11 protein-coding genes are annotated in these 18,043 nt (G+C 64.0%); 8 read left to right on the top strand and 3 right to left on the bottom strand.

The genetic code is table 11. From position 1 onward, the window contains the following. Positions 1 to 173: 173 nt before the first annotated feature. From pcaK to pcaC, 8 genes are all read left to right on the top strand, one after another. A complete protein-coding gene (gene pcaK, locus NGM28_RS21005; RefSeq protein WP_252091291.1) occupies positions 174 to 1,520 on the top strand; it encodes a 4-hydroxybenzoate transporter PcaK in 1,347 nt (448 codons plus the stop codon). 266 nt (positions 1,521 to 1,786) lie between these two features. After that, positions 1,787 to 2,647, top strand: a complete 861-nt coding sequence (locus NGM28_RS21010; protein WP_240064679.1) for a CoA transferase subunit A — start codon at positions 1,787 to 1,789, stop codon at positions 2,645 to 2,647. Beyond that, the gene (locus NGM28_RS21015; protein ID WP_252091292.1) at positions 2,644 to 3,423 is read left to right on the top strand and encodes a CoA-transferase subunit beta; all 780 of its coding nucleotides are present in this window, start codon (positions 2,644 to 2,646) and stop codon (positions 3,421 to 3,423) included. The genes NGM28_RS21010 and NGM28_RS21015 overlap by 4 nt, the downstream gene beginning before the upstream one ends. Further along, the gene (gene pcaF, locus NGM28_RS21020) at positions 3,420 to 4,625 is read left to right on the top strand and encodes a 3-oxoadipyl-CoA thiolase (RefSeq protein ID WP_252091311.1); all 1,206 of its coding nucleotides are present in this window, start codon (positions 3,420 to 3,422) and stop codon (positions 4,623 to 4,625) included. Before NGM28_RS21015 ends, pcaF begins: the two co-directional genes overlap by 4 nt. A gap of 220 nt (positions 4,626 to 4,845) precedes the next feature. Continuing rightward, positions 4,846 to 6,135, top strand: a complete 1,290-nt coding sequence (locus NGM28_RS21025) for an MFS family transporter (protein WP_252091293.1) — start codon at positions 4,846 to 4,848, stop codon at positions 6,133 to 6,135. A gap of 9 nt (positions 6,136 to 6,144) precedes the next feature. After that, positions 6,145 to 7,497 carry a 3-carboxy-cis,cis-muconate cycloisomerase gene (locus tag NGM28_RS21030; RefSeq protein ID WP_252091294.1) on the top strand — a complete coding sequence of 451 codons (1,353 nt, stop codon included), beginning with the start codon at positions 6,145 to 6,147 and terminating at the stop codon, positions 7,495 to 7,497. A gap of 12 nt (positions 7,498 to 7,509) precedes the next feature. Then, the gene (gene pcaD / locus NGM28_RS21035; RefSeq protein WP_252091295.1) at positions 7,510 to 8,301 is read left to right on the top strand and encodes a 3-oxoadipate enol-lactonase; all 792 of its coding nucleotides are present in this window, start codon (positions 7,510 to 7,512) and stop codon (positions 8,299 to 8,301) included. 10 nt (positions 8,302 to 8,311) lie between these two features. Further along, positions 8,312 to 8,704 (top strand): 4-carboxymuconolactone decarboxylase, encoded by a 393-nt coding sequence (pcaC, locus tag NGM28_RS21040; protein WP_011532485.1) that lies wholly within the window; start codon positions 8,312 to 8,314, stop codon positions 8,702 to 8,704. Between the two features lie 98 nt (positions 8,705 to 8,802). On the opposite strand, the gene NGM28_RS21045 is transcribed toward pcaC, so the two are convergent. The 3 genes from NGM28_RS21045 to NGM28_RS21055 form a co-directional block, all read right to left on the bottom strand. After that, a complete protein-coding gene (locus NGM28_RS21045) occupies positions 8,803 to 11,214 on the bottom strand; it encodes a glucose/quinate/shikimate family membrane-bound PQQ-dependent dehydrogenase (RefSeq protein WP_252091296.1) in 2,412 nt (803 codons plus the stop codon). A gap of 31 nt (positions 11,215 to 11,245) precedes the next feature. Then, positions 11,246 to 12,592: a carbohydrate porin gene (locus NGM28_RS21050; protein ID WP_252091297.1), complete on the bottom strand. Its 1,347-nt coding sequence runs from the start codon at positions 12,590 to 12,592 to the stop codon at positions 11,246 to 11,248. A gap of 241 nt (positions 12,593 to 12,833) precedes the next feature. Continuing rightward, positions 12,834 to 17,969 carry a SpvB/TcaC N-terminal domain-containing protein gene (locus tag NGM28_RS21055; RefSeq protein WP_252091298.1) on the bottom strand — a complete coding sequence of 1,712 codons (5,136 nt, stop codon included), beginning with the start codon at positions 17,967 to 17,969 and terminating at the stop codon, positions 12,834 to 12,836. Positions 17,970 to 18,043: the final 74 nt, after the last annotated feature.

The raw sequence follows: 18,043 nt of genomic DNA on the forward strand, positions 1-18,043 counted from the left end.
ACAGGCCAGAAGGGCTCCCCATGAAAACGCCTCTATCGTTGTCGCGGCCGCACCCGCGCACGGTGCCTTTGCGCTCAGGCTGATCCAGCGCCTGTCTATCCGAGAAGTTTCCTGCCCCTGCGTTTTTACTTTTACGCAGTCGCCTGCCTGCGCCTCTTTCCTGGATAACAATAATGAACAAACCGCAATCCACGGTTGGCCAATGCCTCGACGTCCAGTCGTTCATCAATGACCAGCCCCTGTCCCGTTATCAATGGCGGGTGGTCATCCTGTGCTTTTTGATCGTCTTCCTCGATGGCCTCGACACGGCTGCCATGGGTTTCATCGCCCCGGCGTTGTCCCAGGAGTGGGGGATCGACCGCGCCAGCCTCGGCCCGGTGATGAGCGCCGCGCTGATCGGCATGGTGTTTGGCGCGCTGGGTTCCGGCCCGCTGGCCGACCGCTTCGGGCGCAAGGGTGTGCTGGTGGCGGCAGTGCTGGTGTTCGGTGGGTTCAGCCTGGCTTCGGCCTACGCCAGTAATGTCGACCAATTGTTGGTACTGCGCTTCCTCACGGGCCTCGGCCTGGGCGCGGGCATGCCCAATGCCACCACATTGCTCTCCGAGTACACCCCCGAGCGGCTCAAGTCATTGCTGGTGACCAGCATGTTCTGTGGTTTCAACCTGGGCATGGCCGGTGGCGGTTTCATGTCCGCCAAGTTGATCCCGGCCTACGGCTGGCACAGCCTGCTGGTGATCGGCGGGGTATTGCCCTTGCTGCTGGCGCTTGTGCTGCTGGCCTGGCTACCGGAGTCGGCGCGTTTCCTGGTGGTGCGCAACCGCAGCGTGGACAGGATTCGCAAGACCCTGGCGCCCATTGCACCGACGGTGGTCGCGCAAGCGTCGAGCTTCAGCGTGCCGGAGCAGAAGGCAGTGGCCACGCGCAATGTGTTTGCGGTGATCTTCTCTGGAACCTATGGCTTGGGTACCCTGTTGTTGTGGCTGACCTACTTCATGGGCCTGGTGATTGTCTATCTGCTGACCAGCTGGCTGCCCACCTTGATGCGTGACAGCGGCGCGAGCATGGAGCAGGCCGCGTTCATCGGTGCATTGTTCCAGTTTGGTGGCGTGCTCAGCGCGGTGGTGGTGGGCTGGGCCATGGACCGTTTCAACCCGCACACGGTGATCGGCCTGTTCTACTTGCTGGCCGGTGTGTTCGCCTATGCGGTAGGGCAGAGCCTGGGCAACATCACCTTGCTGGCCACACTGGTGCTGATCGCCGGCATGTGCGTCAACGGTGCGCAGTCGGCCATGCCTTCGCTGGCGGCACGGTTCTACCCGACTCAGGGGCGGGCCACCGGAGTGTCGTGGATGCTCGGGATCGGGCGGTTCGGAGCGATTCTGGGAGCCTGGAGTGGCGCTACCTTGCTTGGGTTGGGGTGGAGTTTCGAGCAGGTGCTGACGGCGTTGCTGGTGCCGGCGGCATTGGCGACGGTAGGGGTGGTGGTTAAGGGGTTGGTGAGCCACGCCGACGCCACCTGACCAGGCGCTGACAACCCTCTGTAGGAGCCGGCTTGCCGGCGAACACCGGCATGGCCGGTGCCTGCCACCGCGTTGCCTGGTTCGCCGGCAAGGCCGGCTCCTACAGTTGAGAACATGTCGACCCTAGTAATAAATCGTTCGATAATCGAACAATAGTGCGATTATCGGATTGTAACGCTGCCGGCATCCTCCTTAATCTGGGCCCATCGCAGCGATGCATCGGCCCGCTGCTCACTGACCCGACTCGTCCTGACCAGGAGTCTCCAATGGCAGCAATCCTCTCGCTTCACGAGGCCGTGAAGCAGTTCATCCAGGATGGCGACAGCGTCGCCCTCGAAGGCTTCACCCACCTGATCCCGACCGCCGCGGGCCACGAGATCATCCGCCAGGGCAAGCGCGACCTGACCCTGGTGCGCATGACTCCGGACCTGATCTACGACCAGTTGATCGGTGCCGGCTGTGCGCGCAAGCTGATCTTCTCCTGGGGCGGCAACCCGGGCGTCGGTTCGCTGCACCGCTTGCGCGATGCCGTCGAGAAGCAGTGGCCGCATGCGATCGAAATCGAGGAACACAGCCACGCCGACCTGGCCAACGCCTACGTCGCCGGTGCATCCGGGCTGCCGTTCGCAGTGCTGCGTGCCTACGCCGGTTCCGACCTGCCCAAGGTCAACCCGCTGATCAAGAGCGTCACCTGCCCGTTCACCGGCGAAGTGCTCGCCGCCGTGCCTTCGGTGCGCCCGGACGTCACCGTGATTCATGCGCAGAAGGCCGACCGCAAGGGCAATGTGCTGCTGTGGGGCATCCTTGGCGTGCAGAAGGAAGCGGCTCTGGCGGCCAAGCGCTGCATCGTCACCGTCGAAGAGATCGTCGATGACCTGAATGCGCCAATGAACGCCTGTGTGCTGCCGACCTGGGCGCTCAGCGCGGTATGCCTGGTGCCTGGCGGCGCCCATCCGTCCTACGCTCATGGTTACTACGAGCGTGACAACCGCTTCTACCAGGCCTGGGACCCGATCGCCCGCAACCGTGAGTCGTTCTCTGCCTGGATCGATACCTACATCCGCGGCACCGCAGACTTCAATGAATTCCAGGCCAAGCTGGCCAGCACCGCGGAGGCCGCGCAATGAGCTACTCCACTTCCGAAATGATGACCGTCGCCGCTGCCCGCCGCCTGCGCAACGGCGCCGTCTGCTTCGTCGGTATCGGCCTGCCGTCCAAGGCCGCCAACCTGGCGCGCCTGACCTCGTCGCCCGACGTGGTGCTGATCTACGAATCCGGCCCGATCGGTGCCAAGCCCAGCGTGTTGCCGCTGTCGATCGGTGACGGCGAACTGGCCGAGACCGCCGACACCGTGGTGCCTACCGGCGAGATTTTCCGCTACTGGCTGCAGGGGGGGCGTATCGATGTCGGTTTCCTCGGCGCCGCCCAGGTCGACCGCTTCGGCAACATCAACACCACCGTGGTGGGCGACTATCACGCGCCGAAGACCCGCCTGCCGGGTGCCGGTGGCGCGCCGGAGATCGCCGGCTCCGCCAAGCAGGTGCTGATCATCCTCAAGCAGTCGCCACGGGCCTTCGTCGACAAGCTCGATTTCATCACCTCGGTCGGCCATGGCGAAGGCGGCGATTCGCGCAAACGCCTGGGCCTGCCAGGGGAGGGGCCGGTCGGCATCATCACCGACCTGTGCATCATGGAGCCGGAAGAGGGCACCCACGAGTTCGTGGTCACTGCAATCCATCCGGGGGTGACCCGTGAGCAGATCATCGCCGCTACCGGCTGGGCGATCCGTTTCGCCGACGATGTGCAGGAAACCGCCGCGCCGAGTGAAGTCGAATTGTCCGCCCTGCGCGACCTCGAAGCCCGCACCGCCGCCGCCCATGGCCAGACGGCAGGAGAAGCCTGATGCGTGATGTATACATCTGCGACGCCATCCGCACCCCCATCGGCCGCTTCGGCGGTGCCCTGGCCGGCGTGCGTGCCGACGACCTGGCGGCGGTGCCGCTCAAGGCGCTGATCGAGCGCAACCCGGGCGTGCAGTGGGACCAGCTCGACGAAGTGTTCTTTGGCTGCGCCAACCAGGCCGGTGAGGACAACCGCAACGTTGCGCGCATGGCGCTGCTGTTGGCGGGCCTGCCGGAAAACATTCCAGGCGTGACCCTCAACCGTCTGTGCGCTTCGGGCATGGATGCCATTGGCACTGCATTCCGCGCCATCGCCAGCGGTGAGATGGAGCTGGCTATCGCAGGCGGCGTCGAGTCGATGTCCCGTGCGCCGTTCGTCATGGGCAAGGCCGAGAGCGGCTATTCGCGCAACATGAAGCTGGAGGACACCACGATCGGTTGGCGTTTCATCAATCCGTTGATGAAAGTCCAGTACGGCGTGGACTCGATGCCCGAAACCGCCGACAACGTTGCCGACGACTACCAGGTCTCGCGTGCGGATCAGGACGCCTTTGCCTTGCGCAGCCAGCAGAAGGCAGCCGCCGCGCAGGCTGCGGGGTTCTTTGCCGAGGAAATCGTGCCGGTGCGCATTGCCCACAAGAAAGGCGAATTTCTGGTCGAACGTGACGAGCACCTGCGGCCGGACACCACCCTGGAGGCGTTGAACGCGCTCAGACCGGTGAATGGCCCGAACAAGACTGTCACTGCGGGCAATGCCTCGGGGGTCAACGACGGTGCGGCGGCCTTGATCCTCGCGTCGGCCGAGGCCGTGAAGAAACATGGGTTGACCCCACGCGCCCGGGTGCTAGGCATGGCCAGCGCCGGTGTGGCGCCACGGGTGATGGGTATCGGCCCGGTGCCGGCGGTACGCAAACTGACCGAGCGCCTGGGCGTGGCGGTGACGGATTTCGATGTCATCGAGTTGAACGAAGCGTTTGCCAGCCAGGGCTTGGCGGTACTGCGCGAGTTGGGCGTGGCGGACGATGCGCCGCAGGTGAACCCCAACGGTGGCGCGATTGCCCTGGGGCATCCGCTGGGGATGAGCGGGGCACGGTTGGTGCTGACGGCGTTGCACCAGTTGGAGAAGCGTGGTGGACGCAAAGGTCTGGCAACCATGTGCGTGGGAGTTGGCCAAGGGTTGGCGCTGGCCATCGAGCGGGTCTGATCCCGAACACGGCACGGTCCCCTGTAGGAGCGGCCTTGTGCCGCGAAAGGGCTGCGCAGCAGCCCCAGGATCTGAAACCCTTCAAGATTGCCGGGGCTGCCTTGCAGCCCTTTCGCGGCTCAAGGCCGCTCCTACACAGGGATCGAGGTCTTGAAGGGGAACGAGATTGTTACTGGGTATGTCTAGACTTTGCAGTGACCCCCCAGGAGTGAAAAACACCATGACTTCCAGCTACTACACCGGTGAAGAACGCAGCAAACGCATCTTCGCCATCGTCGGCGCCTCGTCGGGCAACCTGGTGGAATGGTTCGACTTCTATGTCTACGCCTTCTGCGCAATCTATTTCGCCCCGGCCTTCTTCCCCTCCGACAACCCCACCGTGCAATTGCTCAACACTGCCGGAGTATTCGCCGCCGGCTTCCTGATGCGCCCCATCGGCGGCTGGATCTTCGGCCGCCTGGCCGACCGCCACGGGCGCAAGAATTCGCTGATGACCTCGGTGCTGATGATGTGCTTCGGCTCGCTGATCATCGCCTGCCTGCCCACCTACGCCAGCATTGGTGCCTGGGCGCCGGCCCTGCTGCTGCTGGCGCGGTTGATCCAGGGCCTGTCGGTGGGCGGCGAGTACGGCACCACCGCCACCTACATGAGCGAAGTGGCCCTGCGTGGCCAGCGCGGTTTCTTCGCCTCGTTCCAGTACGTCACCCTGATCGGCGGCCAGTTGCTGGCGGTGCTGGTGGTGGTGATCCTGCAGCAGTTGCTCACCGAGGAAGAGCTGCGTGCCTACGGCTGGCGCATCCCCTTCGTGGTCGGTGCCATCGCCGCGCTGATCTCGCTGATGCTGCGTCGCTCGTTGAAAGAGACCAGCAGCGCCGAGAACCGTCAGGACAAGGAAGCCGGGACCATCGGCGGCCTGTTCCGACACCACACCGCCGCCTTCATCACGGTGCTCGGTTACACCGCCGGCGGTTCGCTGATCTTCTACACCTTCACCACCTACATGCAGAAGTACCTGGTCAACACGGCCGGGATGAACGCCAAGAGCGCCAGCTTCGTGATGACCGGCGCGCTGTTCCTGTTCATGATCCTGCAGCCGGTGTTCGGCATGCTCTCGGACCGTATCGGCCGACGCAACTCGATGCTGCTGTTCGGCGCGCTGGGGACGATTTTCACCGTGCCGCTGTTGATGGCGCTGAAGACCGTCACCAGCCCGTTCATGGCCTTCGTGCTGGTGACCCTGGCGCTGTGCATCGTCAGTTTCTACACCTCCATCAGTGGCCTGGTGAAGGCCGAGATGTTCCCGCCGCAGGTGCGCGCCCTGGGTGTCGGCCTGGCCTACGCGGTGGCCAATGCGGTGTTCGGCGGCTCGGCCGAGTATGTGGCCCTGAATTTGAAAAACTTGGGCATGGAGAACACCTTCTACTGGTACGTGACCGTCATGATGGCGATCGCCTTCCTGTTCAGCCTGCGCCTGCCGAAGCAGGCGGCGTACCTGCACCATGATCACTAAGGACATTGCATGAGCAATCAGCTGTTCGATGCCTACTTCACCGCGCCGGCCATGCGCGAGGTCTTTTCCGATCGTGGCCGGCTGCAAGGCATGCTCGACTTCGAGGCCGCGCTGGCCCGCGCCGAGGCCGCCGCCGGGTTGGTGCCGCACACGGCGGTGATGGCCATCGAGGCGGCGTGCAAGGCCGAGCGCTACGATGTGCAGGCCCTGGCGCAGGCCATCGCCATCGCCGGCAATTCGGCGATCCCGCTGGTCAAGGCGCTGGGCAAGGTGGTCGCCAGCGGCGTGCCCGAGGCTGAGCGCTACGTGCACCTGGGCGCCACCAGCCAGGATGCGATGGACAGCGGTCTGGTTTTGCAGCTGCGCGATGCGCTGGCGCTGATTGAAAGCGACCTCGCCAAGTTGGCCGACACCCTGGCCCGTCAGGCATTGCAGCATGCCGACACGCCGTTGGTGGGGCGGACCTGGTTGCAGCACGCCACACCGGTGACGCTGGGCATGAAACTGGCTGGTGTGCTCGGCGCGTTGACCCGCCATCGCCAACGCCTCAAGGAGCTGCGCCCGCGTCTGCTGGTGCTGCAGTTCGGCGGTGCCTCCGGCAGCCTGGCGGCATTGGGCAGCAAGGCCCTGCCGGTGACCGAGGCGCTGGCCGAACAGCTCAAGCTGACCGTGCCTGAGCAACCGTGGCACACCCAGCGCGACCGCCTGGTGGAGTTTGCCTCGGTGCTGGGCTTGATCGCCGGCAGCCTGGGCAAGTTCGGCCGCGATGTCAGCCTGTTGATGCAGACCGAGGTGGGCGAGTTGTTTGAACCTTCCGCGCCGGGCAAGGGCGGTTCCTCGACCATGCCGCACAAGCGCAACCCGGTGGGCGCGGCGGTGCTGATCGGCGCCGCCACCCGTGTGCCAGGCCTGGTCTCGACGCTGTTCGCCGCCATGCCACAGGAGCATGAGCGCAGCCTGGGCCTGTGGCACGCCGAGTGGGAGACCTTGCCGGAGATCTGTTGCCTGGTGTCCGGCGCGCTGCGCCAGGCCCAGGTGATCGCCGAAGGCATGGAGATGGATGCTGCGCGCATGCGCCGCAACCTTGACCTCACCCAGGGCCTGGTGCTGGCCGAAGCGGTCAGTATTGTCCTGGCCCAGCGCCTGGGGCGCGAGCGTGCCCATCACCTGCTGGAGCAGTGCTGCCAGCGTGCGGTCGCCGAGCAGCGTCACTTGCGTGCCGTGCTCGGCGACGAGCCGCAGGTCAGCGCCGAGCTGTCCGCCGATGAGCTCGACCGCTTGCTCGACCCGGCCCATTACCTTGGCCAGGCCCGCGTCTGGGTGGCGCGCGCCGTGGCCGAACATCAACGTTTCACCGCCTGAAAGGAGACCGCTGTGGCGCACGTGCAACTGGCCGATGGCGAACTGCATTACCTACTCGACGGCCCGGCCGATGCCCCGGTGCTGGTGCTGTCCAACTCGCTGGGCACCGACCTGCATATGTGGGATGCGCAGGTCCCGGTGTGGCGCGAGCATTTTCGCGTGCTGCGCTACGACACCCGGGGGCACGGCGAGTCTTTGGTGACCGATGGCCCATACACCATCGAACAACTGGGCGGCGATGTACTGGCCCTGCTCGATGCCCTGGATATCGAGAAAGCCCATTTCGTCGGCCTGTCCATGGGCGGCCTGATCGGCCAGTGGCTGGCGATCAACGCCGGCCATCGCCTGCTCAGCCTGACCCTGTGCAACACGGCGGCGAAGATTGGCAGTGACGACGTGTGGAACACCCGTATCGACACGGTGCTCAAGGGCGGCCGGCAGGCCATGGGCGACCTGCGCGACGCCTCGATCGCCCGCTGGTTCACCCCGGCCTTCGCCGCGGCCGAGCCGGACCAGGCCCAGCGCATCTGCCAGATGCTGGCGCAGACTTCGCCTGCAGGCTACGCGGCCAACTGTGGCGCGGTGCGCGATGCCGACCTGCGTGACCAGCTCAACCATATCCAGGTGCCGACCTTGATCGTCGCCGGCACCGCCGATGCGGTCACCACCCCTGAACATGGTCGTTTCATGCAGGCCGGTATCCTTGGTGCCGAATACGTCGAGTTCCCGGCGGCGCATCTGTCCAACGTCGAGACTGGCGCGCCGTTCAGCCACCGCGTGCTCGACTTCCTGCTGAGCCGCTGAGGAGCCGACCGTGGACGAGAAACAACGCTACGAAGCAGGCATGAAGGTGCGCCGAGCGGTGCTGGGCGATGCCCATGTCGACCGCAGCCTGGAGAAGCTCAACGACTTCAACGGCGAGTTCCAGGAAATGATCACCCGCCATGCCTGGGGCGATATCTGGACCCGCCCCGGGTTGCCCCGGCATACCCGCAGCCTGATCACCATCGCCATGCTGATCGGCATGAACCGCAACGACGAACTCAAGCTGCACCTGCGCGCAGCCGCCAACAATGGCGTGACGCGGGAAGAGATCAAGGAAGTGATCATGCAGAGCGCGATCTACTGCGGGATTCCCGCAGCCAATGCCACGTTCCACCTGGCGGAATCGGTATGGGACGAGCTGGGAGTCGAGTCGCGCGGCTGATCGATGTGCTGGCCCGAAACGCAACGAGGCCGCTGCCAGAGAATGGCAGCGGCCTCGTTGCGTGATGCGGTGGTGCGGGCACCACCGCTCAGGCGGGCTTATTCAGCCAGCTTGTAGGCGATGATGTAGTCGCCCATGCGGGTGCCCAGCGAGCCGTGGCCGCCAGCGGTCACCAGCACGTACTGCTTGCCGTCCTTGCCGGTGTAGGTCATCGGCGTGGCCTGTCCGCCTGCCGGCAGGCGGCCTTTCCACAGCTCCTGGCCGTTTTTCACGTCATAGGCGCGCAGGTACTGGTCCAGGGTGCCGCTGAGGAAGCCGACGCCACCGGCGGTGACGATCGAACCGCCCATGCTGGGTACGCCCACCGGCATGCCGATCGGCACTGGGGTGCTGTCACGGGTGGTACCGTTCTTGTGCTTCCACACCACCTTGTTGGTGAACAGGTCGATGGCCGCCACATAGCCCCAGGCCGGCGCCTGGCATGGGATGCCGATCGGCGACATGAACGGGTGCATGGTGACTGCGTAAGGCGCGCCAGCATTCGGTTGCACGCCGCTGGTCTCGCTTTCGCGCTTGCTGCCTTCAGCCACCTGCTCGCGAGGGATCATCTTCGACACGAAGGCCATGTAGTTCGGCGAGGTGAACAGCAGCTGGCGCACCGGGTCGACCGACACGCTGCCCCAGTTGAACACGCCGACGTTGCCCGGGTAGACCAGGCTGCCCTGCTCGGAAGGCGGGGTGTACTGGCCTTCGTAGCGCAGGCCGCGGAACTGGATGCGGCAGAGCATCTGGTCGAACGGCGTGGCGCCCCACATGGCCTGTTCGGTCAGTTCCGGGCCGAGCAGGTTGAGGTCGGAACGGGCTTGAGTTGGCGCGGTGTGGTCGCCTTTCACGGCGCCTTGCGGTACCGGGATCTCGCGGATCGGCACGATCGGGGTGCCGTCGCGGCGGTCGAGCACGTACAGGCTGCCTTGCTTGGTCGGCACGATGACCGCCGGCTTGACGCCGTCATCGGTCTTCAGGTGCACCAAGGTGGGCTGGCTGCCGACGTCCATGTCCCACAGGTCGTGGTGGGTGAACTGGTAGTTCCAGCGCGCCTTGCCGGTGGCCAGGTCCAGGGCGACGATGCCGGCGCTGTACTTCTCGGCGCCCGGGGTGCGGTCGGCGCCCCACTGGTCGGGGGTCTGGTTGCCCAGGGGCAGGTAGATCATGCCGAGGTCTTCATCGACGCTGGCGATCGACCACATGTTGGCCGAGTTGCGGCTGTACAGCTTGCCGTCGGCCAGAGGCTTGGTGTCGTCCGGGTTGTTGCTGTCCCAGTTCCACACCAGGTGGCCGTCGTGCACGTCGTAGGCGCGGATCACGCCGGACGGCTCGTTGGTCGACTCGTTGTCGGTGACGTGGCCACCGATGATCACCAGGCTGCGGGTGATCGCGGCCGGCGAGGTGGAGTAGTAGCCGCCGGCGGTGAACGGGCCGATGCCGCGGGTCAGGTCGATGACGCCCTGGTTGGCGAAGCCTTCGCAGACCTTGCCGGTGTCGGCGTTGATGGCGATCAGGCGGGCGTCGGCGGTGGGCAGGTAGAGGCGGCGCGGGCAGGCCTGGGCCACGGCCTGGCCGGCGTCGGATACCTTCGGTGCCGGGCTGCCGTCACGGCTGACGTAGCTGTTCTCGTCGTAGTACGAGACGCCGCGGCAGGTCATGTGGGCGAAGCCCTTGAAGGTGCCGGTCGGGCTCTTGACCTGCGGGTCGTAGCGCCAGATCTCGGCGCCGGTGTCCGGGTCCAGGGCCAGCAGCCGGCTGTGGGCGGTGCAGGCATAGAGCATGCCGTTGACCTTCAGCGGGGTGTTCTGGTTGGTCAGCTCCACCGGGTCGTTTTCGGTCGGCAGGTCGCCGGTGCGGATGCGCCAGGCTTCTTCCAGGCGGTAGGCATTCTGCGGGGTGATCTGGCGCAGCGGCGAGAAGCGGTCACCGTGCTCGGTGCGGCCATAGGCCTGCCATTCACCGTCCGGCATGGCCGGCGCGGCGCTGCCCATTTCGCTGTCATCGCGGGTGAACGCGCCACGGATTTCGCCCGGGTGGGTGAACTGGCTGGCGACCGCGGTTGCGCCGGAGGCCACCACGGCCACGCTGAGCAGGGCGGTGTTGAGCTTCGACGCCGGGCCTTGCAGCGGGCGACGGGCCCACGGCAGCAGCAGGACCACGCCGATGGCGAACCAGATGGCCAGGCGCGGCACCAGTTGCCACCAGTCCAGGCCGACTTCCCACAGCGCCCACACGGTGCTGCCCAACAGCACCAGGCCGTACAGGCCCAAGGCGATGCGGCGCTTGGCCAGCAGCAGGATGCCGGACAGGGCGAAGCCGATCCCGGCGATCAGGTAGTAAAGCGAACCACCCAGCTGGCTCAGCTTGATGCCGCCGGCCAGCAGGGCCAGGCCCATCAGCAACAGCAGCACGCCCATCAGGCGTGGTAGCCAGCGGGTTCCATTCTTGGCACCGTCAGTGCTCATCGTATGTTCTCCGTAGTATGGAAGGGTCGGGTTAGAAAGTGCTCTGGATCTTCAAGCCACCGATCAGCGCGTCGTCGACGTGCGACACGCCGCCCGGGTGGCGGATGTACTGCAGGTTCGGGCGCACCGTGAGCCAGTCGGCCAGGTGGATGCCGTAGTAGAGTTCGGCGCTGTACTCGGTGTCCTGCACGGGCAGGAAGCCGGGGTTGTCGTAGTCGTCCAGGCCGTTGGCCTGGTTGATGAGGCGGGCGTTCTTGCGGTAGCCGGGGTTGACGTGCACGCGGGCCAGGGCGAAACCGATGTCGTCCTTGGCGCGGGCATCGAACGGCCCTTTGTAAACCACACCTGCCTGAACATAGTTGTCGATGGCATTGGTCTTCTTGTCGTGCACCGTGGCGTTGGCGAACAGGCTCAGGCCGCGGGACTGGTCTGTGGCCAGCGAGGTCACCTGCTGCTGGGCGCCCAGCCACAGGCCGTGCTTGCTCGAGCTGCTGCGGTAGGCGGCGCCGCTGATGGCGGCCGGCGTGCCGTTGCTGTCCTTGAGTACATCCTGTGCCTTGGCATTACTGTAGTAGTAGCCGGCGCGATATTCCCCTTTCAGGCCGTTGAGGCGCGGGCTCCACACCAGTTCCACCGGCATTACCGCGCCTTGGGTGCCGCTGCCGCTGAGCTTGAAGCCGTTGTTGCTCTCGAGGTTGGAGGGGTTCTGCTCGTACACGCCGACCTGGGCGTAGAGCTCGTCGTTCAGGTTGTAGCGCACGCGCAGGGCCCACTGGCTGACCGGCCAGTTGTACCAGATGCCACCGACCCAGTTGCCCACCTGCGAGCCGCAGAACGCCAGGTTCTGGAAGTCGCAGGGGAAGCTGTTGAAGTCCTCGCCTTCGCCGAAGCGGCCAAATTTCACATCCAGCGCGCCGTCGAAGTACTTCTGCTTGATCCACATCTGGGTCAGGCGCCAGGTCTCGCCACGGCCCCAGACTTCCTGGGCCGAGGTGAAGCCGCCAACGCGCGGGTCGTTGATGCGGTCGTTGCTGATGTTGTCGCCATGGCGCTCGGTGACGGTCAGCTGGAACTCGGTGTCCTGCCAGCCGAGGATCTTTTGCAGGTCCATGTTCACGCCGAAGGTGAACTGGTCGCTGTAGCGCGCCGCACGGTCATGGCTGTAGCCGCCGTGCAGGTTGCTGCCCATCTCGCCGGTGTAGCCGAGGGTGAAGTCGTAGCCTTTCTCCAGCAGCTCGCTGCGGGTGCCGCCCCAGTCGCCGAGCATCCAGGGGGAATCCTTGGCGAACATCTCGTTGGCGCCGGTGGTGGGGGAGAGGCCGCCGAGCAGGGTGGCCAGGGCGAGGCTGGAGTAACGGGTCTTGGGCAGTTGGAACATGAGATAGCGCTATCTTTTGATTATTGAAGAAACGGCAAGCGCGACGAAGCGCGGGTTTTCGAAAAGGGAATGGCTGCGAAAGGTGTCAGGTGAAGCGATTCAGCTTGCGGCGGGGAGGATATAGGGGAAGTTGTAAGAAAAAAAGACAAAATGTCGCAGGGGATTGTTGCTTCTGCGGTAACAGTCAATGGCGTGCCGGGCAAGGGCTGCCATCTCAGGCCAGCCCTTGCCGCTCCAGCTGTCACTGGCCGCGCTTGCGCTTTGCTCGCTCGATCACATCTTTCCAGGTGTCGTTCTCATCCTCCGCGACCGTGAACCAGGGGTAGGCCTGCACGCGTTGCTCGTAATTCGCCCATTCACCGTCAACCTCTTCGCCGGCCGCTCGCACGACTTTGCATTCCCGGCCCAGTGCGTCGTAAACGTGGGTATCGGCATAGATGCCTTCGTTCTTCTTGCGGGCGCTGTCGTTGCTCACCCAGTGCCAGTCATTGAGATAGAAGGGGAGCCAGACCCGTACAGGTTGGCCCTTGTTGTCGAATTCCGTCTTGCCGGTTACTGCCCAGCGGACATCCGCGTGCTTGGTCACTGCGTTGCCATCGGCGTCGGTCTTGAGCCCACCGGTTTCGGTATCGAAGACAAAGGCGTCTCCTGGCGGATGGCGGACAGCGGTCTGCAGCACTTGGCCGCCGCCGTTCAACATCACCTGTACGCGTACTTGTTGCTCCGGATCGCTGTCATAGCGGTCGGTCTGGATCTGAATGACGTGGGGTGGCGCACGGCCATCCATCGTTGGTTGCGCCACAATGCCATCGCGTTGCAGGCGCTCGGCGTCACGCTCCCATTCCCGTTCGCTGCAGCGCTGATCGGAGCTGGAACCGTCCGCCCGAAGCGCCAGCGGCATCCAGGTGTCGGCGACGATGGTGAATGCCTGCGCCACGGGCACGTTCTTGGTACCGTTCAGTGCCACGGCCTCTTCGACGGTGAGCGGTGGCGTGAATGCTAGATCAGGGTCGTAGCCGACATTTTTCGGCACAGTCCCGCCGGCTGCGGTCTCGGTTCCATAAAAACGTGTATGCAGGACTCGCCCCATCGTATCCAGCTCGACTCTGCTGGTGTTGTCATTGGCATCGAGCATTTCGATGGGGGTCAGGAACCGCCAGTCATAGGCCTTCACTTCGCTGCTCAAGCCAGCCGCATCGGTCACCTTGTTCACGGCAATGTCATGCGCGGTGTACGCCAGCTGAACAGGGCCGGTGACCGTGCTTTCCTGGACGGTCCTCGGCAACCAGAAATGCGTTTCGTCGTGATAGAGGGTGATGCCGTGGTGCCCGGCATAGGTGCCTTTGTTTACGGGTTCGAACGGGATGCCAGGGGCGCCTAGGCCTGCTGGGTCATGAGGATCATCCAGCTCCGGTGCATCCGCTGGTCGGCTCATTGCGATGTAGCCCCCGCGCTTCAACACGTCTTCCAGTGACTCCGCCTGCACTCGATTGCCAAGCAGCGCTTGGACATGCTTGAGCCAGGTCCGAGCGTAGGACGGCAAGGTGGGGGCCTGGTCCACCGCCTGGCAACCTGCCAAGACGGAACGCCAGAAAACAGGTTCGGGGATCGACTTGGCCAGCGCGAGATAGAGCGTGTTCATGTCATCGCTACCCGTGCCTGCCAGGCCGGCGAACCAGAGCATCACATCCGCCAGTGCTGCATCCGGTACGCGGTTTTGCTTGTACAGTGCGTCCTGCAGGCCTTCTGGCAGTTCGGCGGGGTCGGCTGTCATCAGCAGCAGGCTCAGCTCTTCAACGGAGATGATTTGCTTAAAGGCATTGCGCAGCACCTGGCAGGCCGCTGTGTCCAACGGTGTGCTGTGCTTCAGGTAGGTCATCAGTACCGCATAGAGTACGTCTGCATCGGGTGCAGGCAGTCGTTTGTGCACGCGAGTCAGAACGGCAGGGTCAGCTTTGGGGGTAACCAGTGCGTCCGTAACCAGTTGCTGCAGGGTGAGGTCGAACGTGGGTTGCAGGGCCTCGATGGACGCCTCGTCCAGCATCGCCGTGCGGGTATAGGCCACCAGCGCCGGAATCGATGGGGTGCCGGAGATACCGCTGCCGTCGGCTGTGCGCCAGAGGACTTTCTGGTAGCCGGTCAGTGTGAATTTGTCGGCGTATTTCGATGGCAAGTCCGGCCATTTCTCTATCGAGTATCCGCCTTCAGGGATGTCGGAACTGGGGATGAGCACGGCATCCGAGCGGGTCGAGCCTGGAAGCCCGATCGCCCAGTCACCGTTTTTCGTCAGGTTGTGCAAGGTTGCACGGGTAAGGTTTATCCAGCAGTCGTACTGCTGGTCATCGCTGCTGGCGGTGATCAAACCTTCGGGCAATGCCGCCGGGTAGATGCGCCGCGCCGCATCTTCCTCCTTCAGCGCGGCAGGAGACAGCAGCCGAGGGTAGTTGATGGCGGCGCTTTCCAGAACATTCCCATACTCGTCCTGTTCGAGGATGATGGCTTGATTCACCACGGGGTCTTCGGTGATGCGTTCGCAGGCGAAGGTCAGTACCTCCACGGGGCTTGCCAAGGCCGCCGGGCGCTCGGCATCGACGGTGTCATGCATGCGCACCTGAAGGCGACTGGAGACAACACTGTAGGGTTTGTCCGCTCGCTCACTGCCGTCTTCACCATAAATTTCGATGCGTCGCACCTGGCCACGTACGGCGCGATACAACCAAGGGCGCACTGAAGGCGTTGGCTCCAAGGGTTGCTCTTTGCCACCGGTCCAGTGGGTGAAGCGAACTGGCGCTTGGGGAAAGTGTGCGTCCATGTCGATAAAGGCACCCTCTGCGACAAGATCGCGTGCCTCGATCCCGGTATGGAACCAGGTACAGGTGCGGCTTGGTGGTGACAGGTCTGCCGCCGTCAGTTCGGCTTGTTCGTTGGTGTCGCGCTGGATCAGCCTTGAGAAGCCGGCGAATTCGCGCTCATGGCCGTCCCAAACGCCTCCGAGGTACGTCGTTTCGCTACCCAGGCTGAGCCCGGTGATCTCGTTGATCGTCGTCACCCGGCTGACCGTGTGCACGGGGAAGGGCAGATAGCTCACGGGCGCCCTTCCGGTGCGGGCGAGCACGTCGGCCTTATGGTCGAGCCAGGCCTGTGCAGAGCTGCGGTATTGCAGATGGGTGCGGGTGCCGGCATTGTCGGACACCTTGGCCAGCAACCAGGGGCGATGGTCGTTGAAACGGTACAACCAGCTTCGCGGTTGGCTGTCTTTGCCAAGGTGATTTTGGGTCAACAACAGGTCGGCGGTGCCCTGCCCGCGGATGTCGGCAACCTGCAGCCGACATTCTTTATCCAGTATCACGCCTTCCGGGGCGGGAATGAACACGCCTTTTTCGTAGCGGTTGCCACACTGGCTGACGAATACCTGGATGCCGTTTGACTGCATGTAGAGGATGTCCGTGGTGCCGGAACCATCGGTGTCGGCCAGGAATACCTGCGAGGCGTTGAAGTTCTCGATATTTAAACCTTCGATTTTCAGCGCATTGTCGAATCTGCCATGACCTAACGACGGCCACAGGGTCACGCTGTTGCCGGTGATTCTCACCAAGTGCTGTTGGCCACTGCCTGCCGGGTCGGCGAAGGCGACCAACCCACGCTCGGAGTTGTCCAGCGATGGCAACGGTTCACTGCCTTGATAATCCCCGTCTACGGAGATCAGCCAACCTTTCTTACCGTTTGCCGGGTACAGGCGCACTGCCCTTGGGCCCAAGGGCCTCAGCAAGATGACGTCGTCCTGGCTGTTGCCAGTGAGGTCCGCCATTTGCACATGTGAATGACCATACTCCGACGGTATTCCTGCCAGCGGTACCCACGCTCCCCAAGTGCCGTCCGGTGCTAGTGTGAAACTCCCTCGCAGGGCATCCGCGATGACCAGCCATTCCAGCTGGCCATCGCTATTCAGGCTGATCAAGGAGCCGTTGGCGACGCCCATGGGAAACCCCAGCTGCTCGGCCTCGCTCCAGGTGACAAGGTCTTTACCCGCGGAGTTGTCCATACGTTGTGGCGCGCGGTAGTACCAGGCCCCGTCGTCGAGGTACAAGATGCCAGGTATGCCCTCGCCATAGAGGTCGGCCACCTGCCAGCGGTCACGCCAGAAGCCGTTCAGGGCGGGCAGGGAATCCCAGTCGATGGCCTTCACCTCGTTTGCCTGGCGACCCTTGATTTTTCGGCCGGGACGGGTCATCCAGAACTCGAGGGGCGGCATGCGATAACGTGGATCGTGGGTGAGCTGTTCAGCGGACTTGAGGAGGCTGGTCAGCGGGCTGCTGTCATGGCTCAGGTGAAGGTGGCTGACCCATTCAGGTGTAGGGTCGGTATCGCCATTGAAGATCTTCGTGCGACGCCAGAGCAACACATCTTGGCAGCGGCGACGCAGACGCACGTTAAAACCATAACGCCAGAATGAATGGGCATCCTCACGAACCGGCCATTCGATCTTCTGGTCCTCAGTCCGGGGAGGGGGAGGGGGGTTGTCCGGGCCGGTTTCGAATTCACCGTAATAGAACTGGGCGAACTCCAGGAAGTCGTCCTCCTTGAAGGCATCCGTGGGGATCAGCATTGAATTCGAGACTTTGTTGAAATATCTGGCGTAGACCGTATCCGGATAGACATTGGCAACCCTCGGATGGGATTGTATTTCCTCAGGGCTGCAGCCTTCTTCATCCTCATTGCGGTAGCGGTACACAAGATGGTCGTCGCAGTTGGAGGACAGGGTCTCTTCGATATACCAGCCAGCGACCCGTTTCGGGGTAGGGTTGCCTGGGGCTTCGGTCTCTTGCAGTCGGGCCGATGGTGACCAGCCATAGAGCGACAGGCTGTTGTCCGGCAAAGCGTGCAGCCAGAAGCCAGGGTGGTCCGAATCGTCCTCGGGTTTCCAATGCTCCAGGCGTTCCGCGATGCTGAAGGTCCGCGCGCGCCACGCGGTGCCGGTGTAGTCTCCCTTGATGCCCGCGCGCTCCAGCAGCTCTTTGTCGCCAGGTTCACCGTTTTTCAGTATTTCCTCACCCGATGGTCCTACCATGCGGTCATTGCCGTCGTACTTGGGGAAACCAAACCGGGTCATCACGAACACCGCCGGCAACGGACATTCCCAGCCCGCGCCGAACGCGCTGTTGCCACCACCTGAGGAGTATTGCAGGGTCAACGCGGCCGACAGGCTTCGCCCAGCAGGGGACGGTAGCGGCAGTTGCCAGCCGGCGCTGCCGTCGGGGCCACCGGCAGATAGCATGCCGCCGCCCACCGAGACCGTGCCGCCACCTTTAGGGAGGGTCGGCGGCGTATAGAAGGGCGCACGGCTTTCCTCTGGAACCGAAGCAGGCTGTTCAGGCACAGGGCACCTCCAAGGCAATGGCATCCAGAAGACGACGTTGCCTGGATTCTATGGGGCGACCCGGCTTTGCAAAA

The organism is Pseudomonas sp. MWU13-3659, from assembly GCF_023757525.1.
GTDB lineage: Bacteria > Pseudomonadota > Gammaproteobacteria > Pseudomonadales > Pseudomonadaceae > Aquipseudomonas > Aquipseudomonas entomophila_E.

Excerpts from the sequence above, each read along its gene's own strand:
- NGM28_RS21025 (WP_252091293.1), top strand. The coding sequence starts at position 4,846 with ATGACTTCCAGCTACTACACCGGTGAAGAACGCAGCAAACGCATCTTC.
- NGM28_RS21030 (WP_252091294.1), top strand. The coding sequence starts at position 6,145 with ATGAGCAATCAGCTGTTCGATGCCTACTTCACCGCGCCGGCCATGCGC.
- NGM28_RS21050 (WP_252091297.1), bottom strand. The coding sequence starts at position 12,592 with ATGTTCCAACTGCCCAAGACCCGTTACTCCAGCCTCGCCCTGGCCACC.
- pcaK (WP_252091291.1), top strand. The coding sequence starts at position 174 with ATGAACAAACCGCAATCCACGGTTGGCCAATGCCTCGACGTCCAGTCG.
- NGM28_RS21010 (WP_240064679.1), top strand. The coding sequence starts at position 1,787 with ATGGCAGCAATCCTCTCGCTTCACGAGGCCGTGAAGCAGTTCATCCAG.
- NGM28_RS21015 (WP_252091292.1), top strand. The coding sequence starts at position 2,644 with ATGAGCTACTCCACTTCCGAAATGATGACCGTCGCCGCTGCCCGCCGC.
- NGM28_RS21045 (WP_252091296.1), bottom strand. The coding sequence starts at position 11,214 with ATGAGCACTGACGGTGCCAAGAATGGAACCCGCTGGCTACCACGCCTG.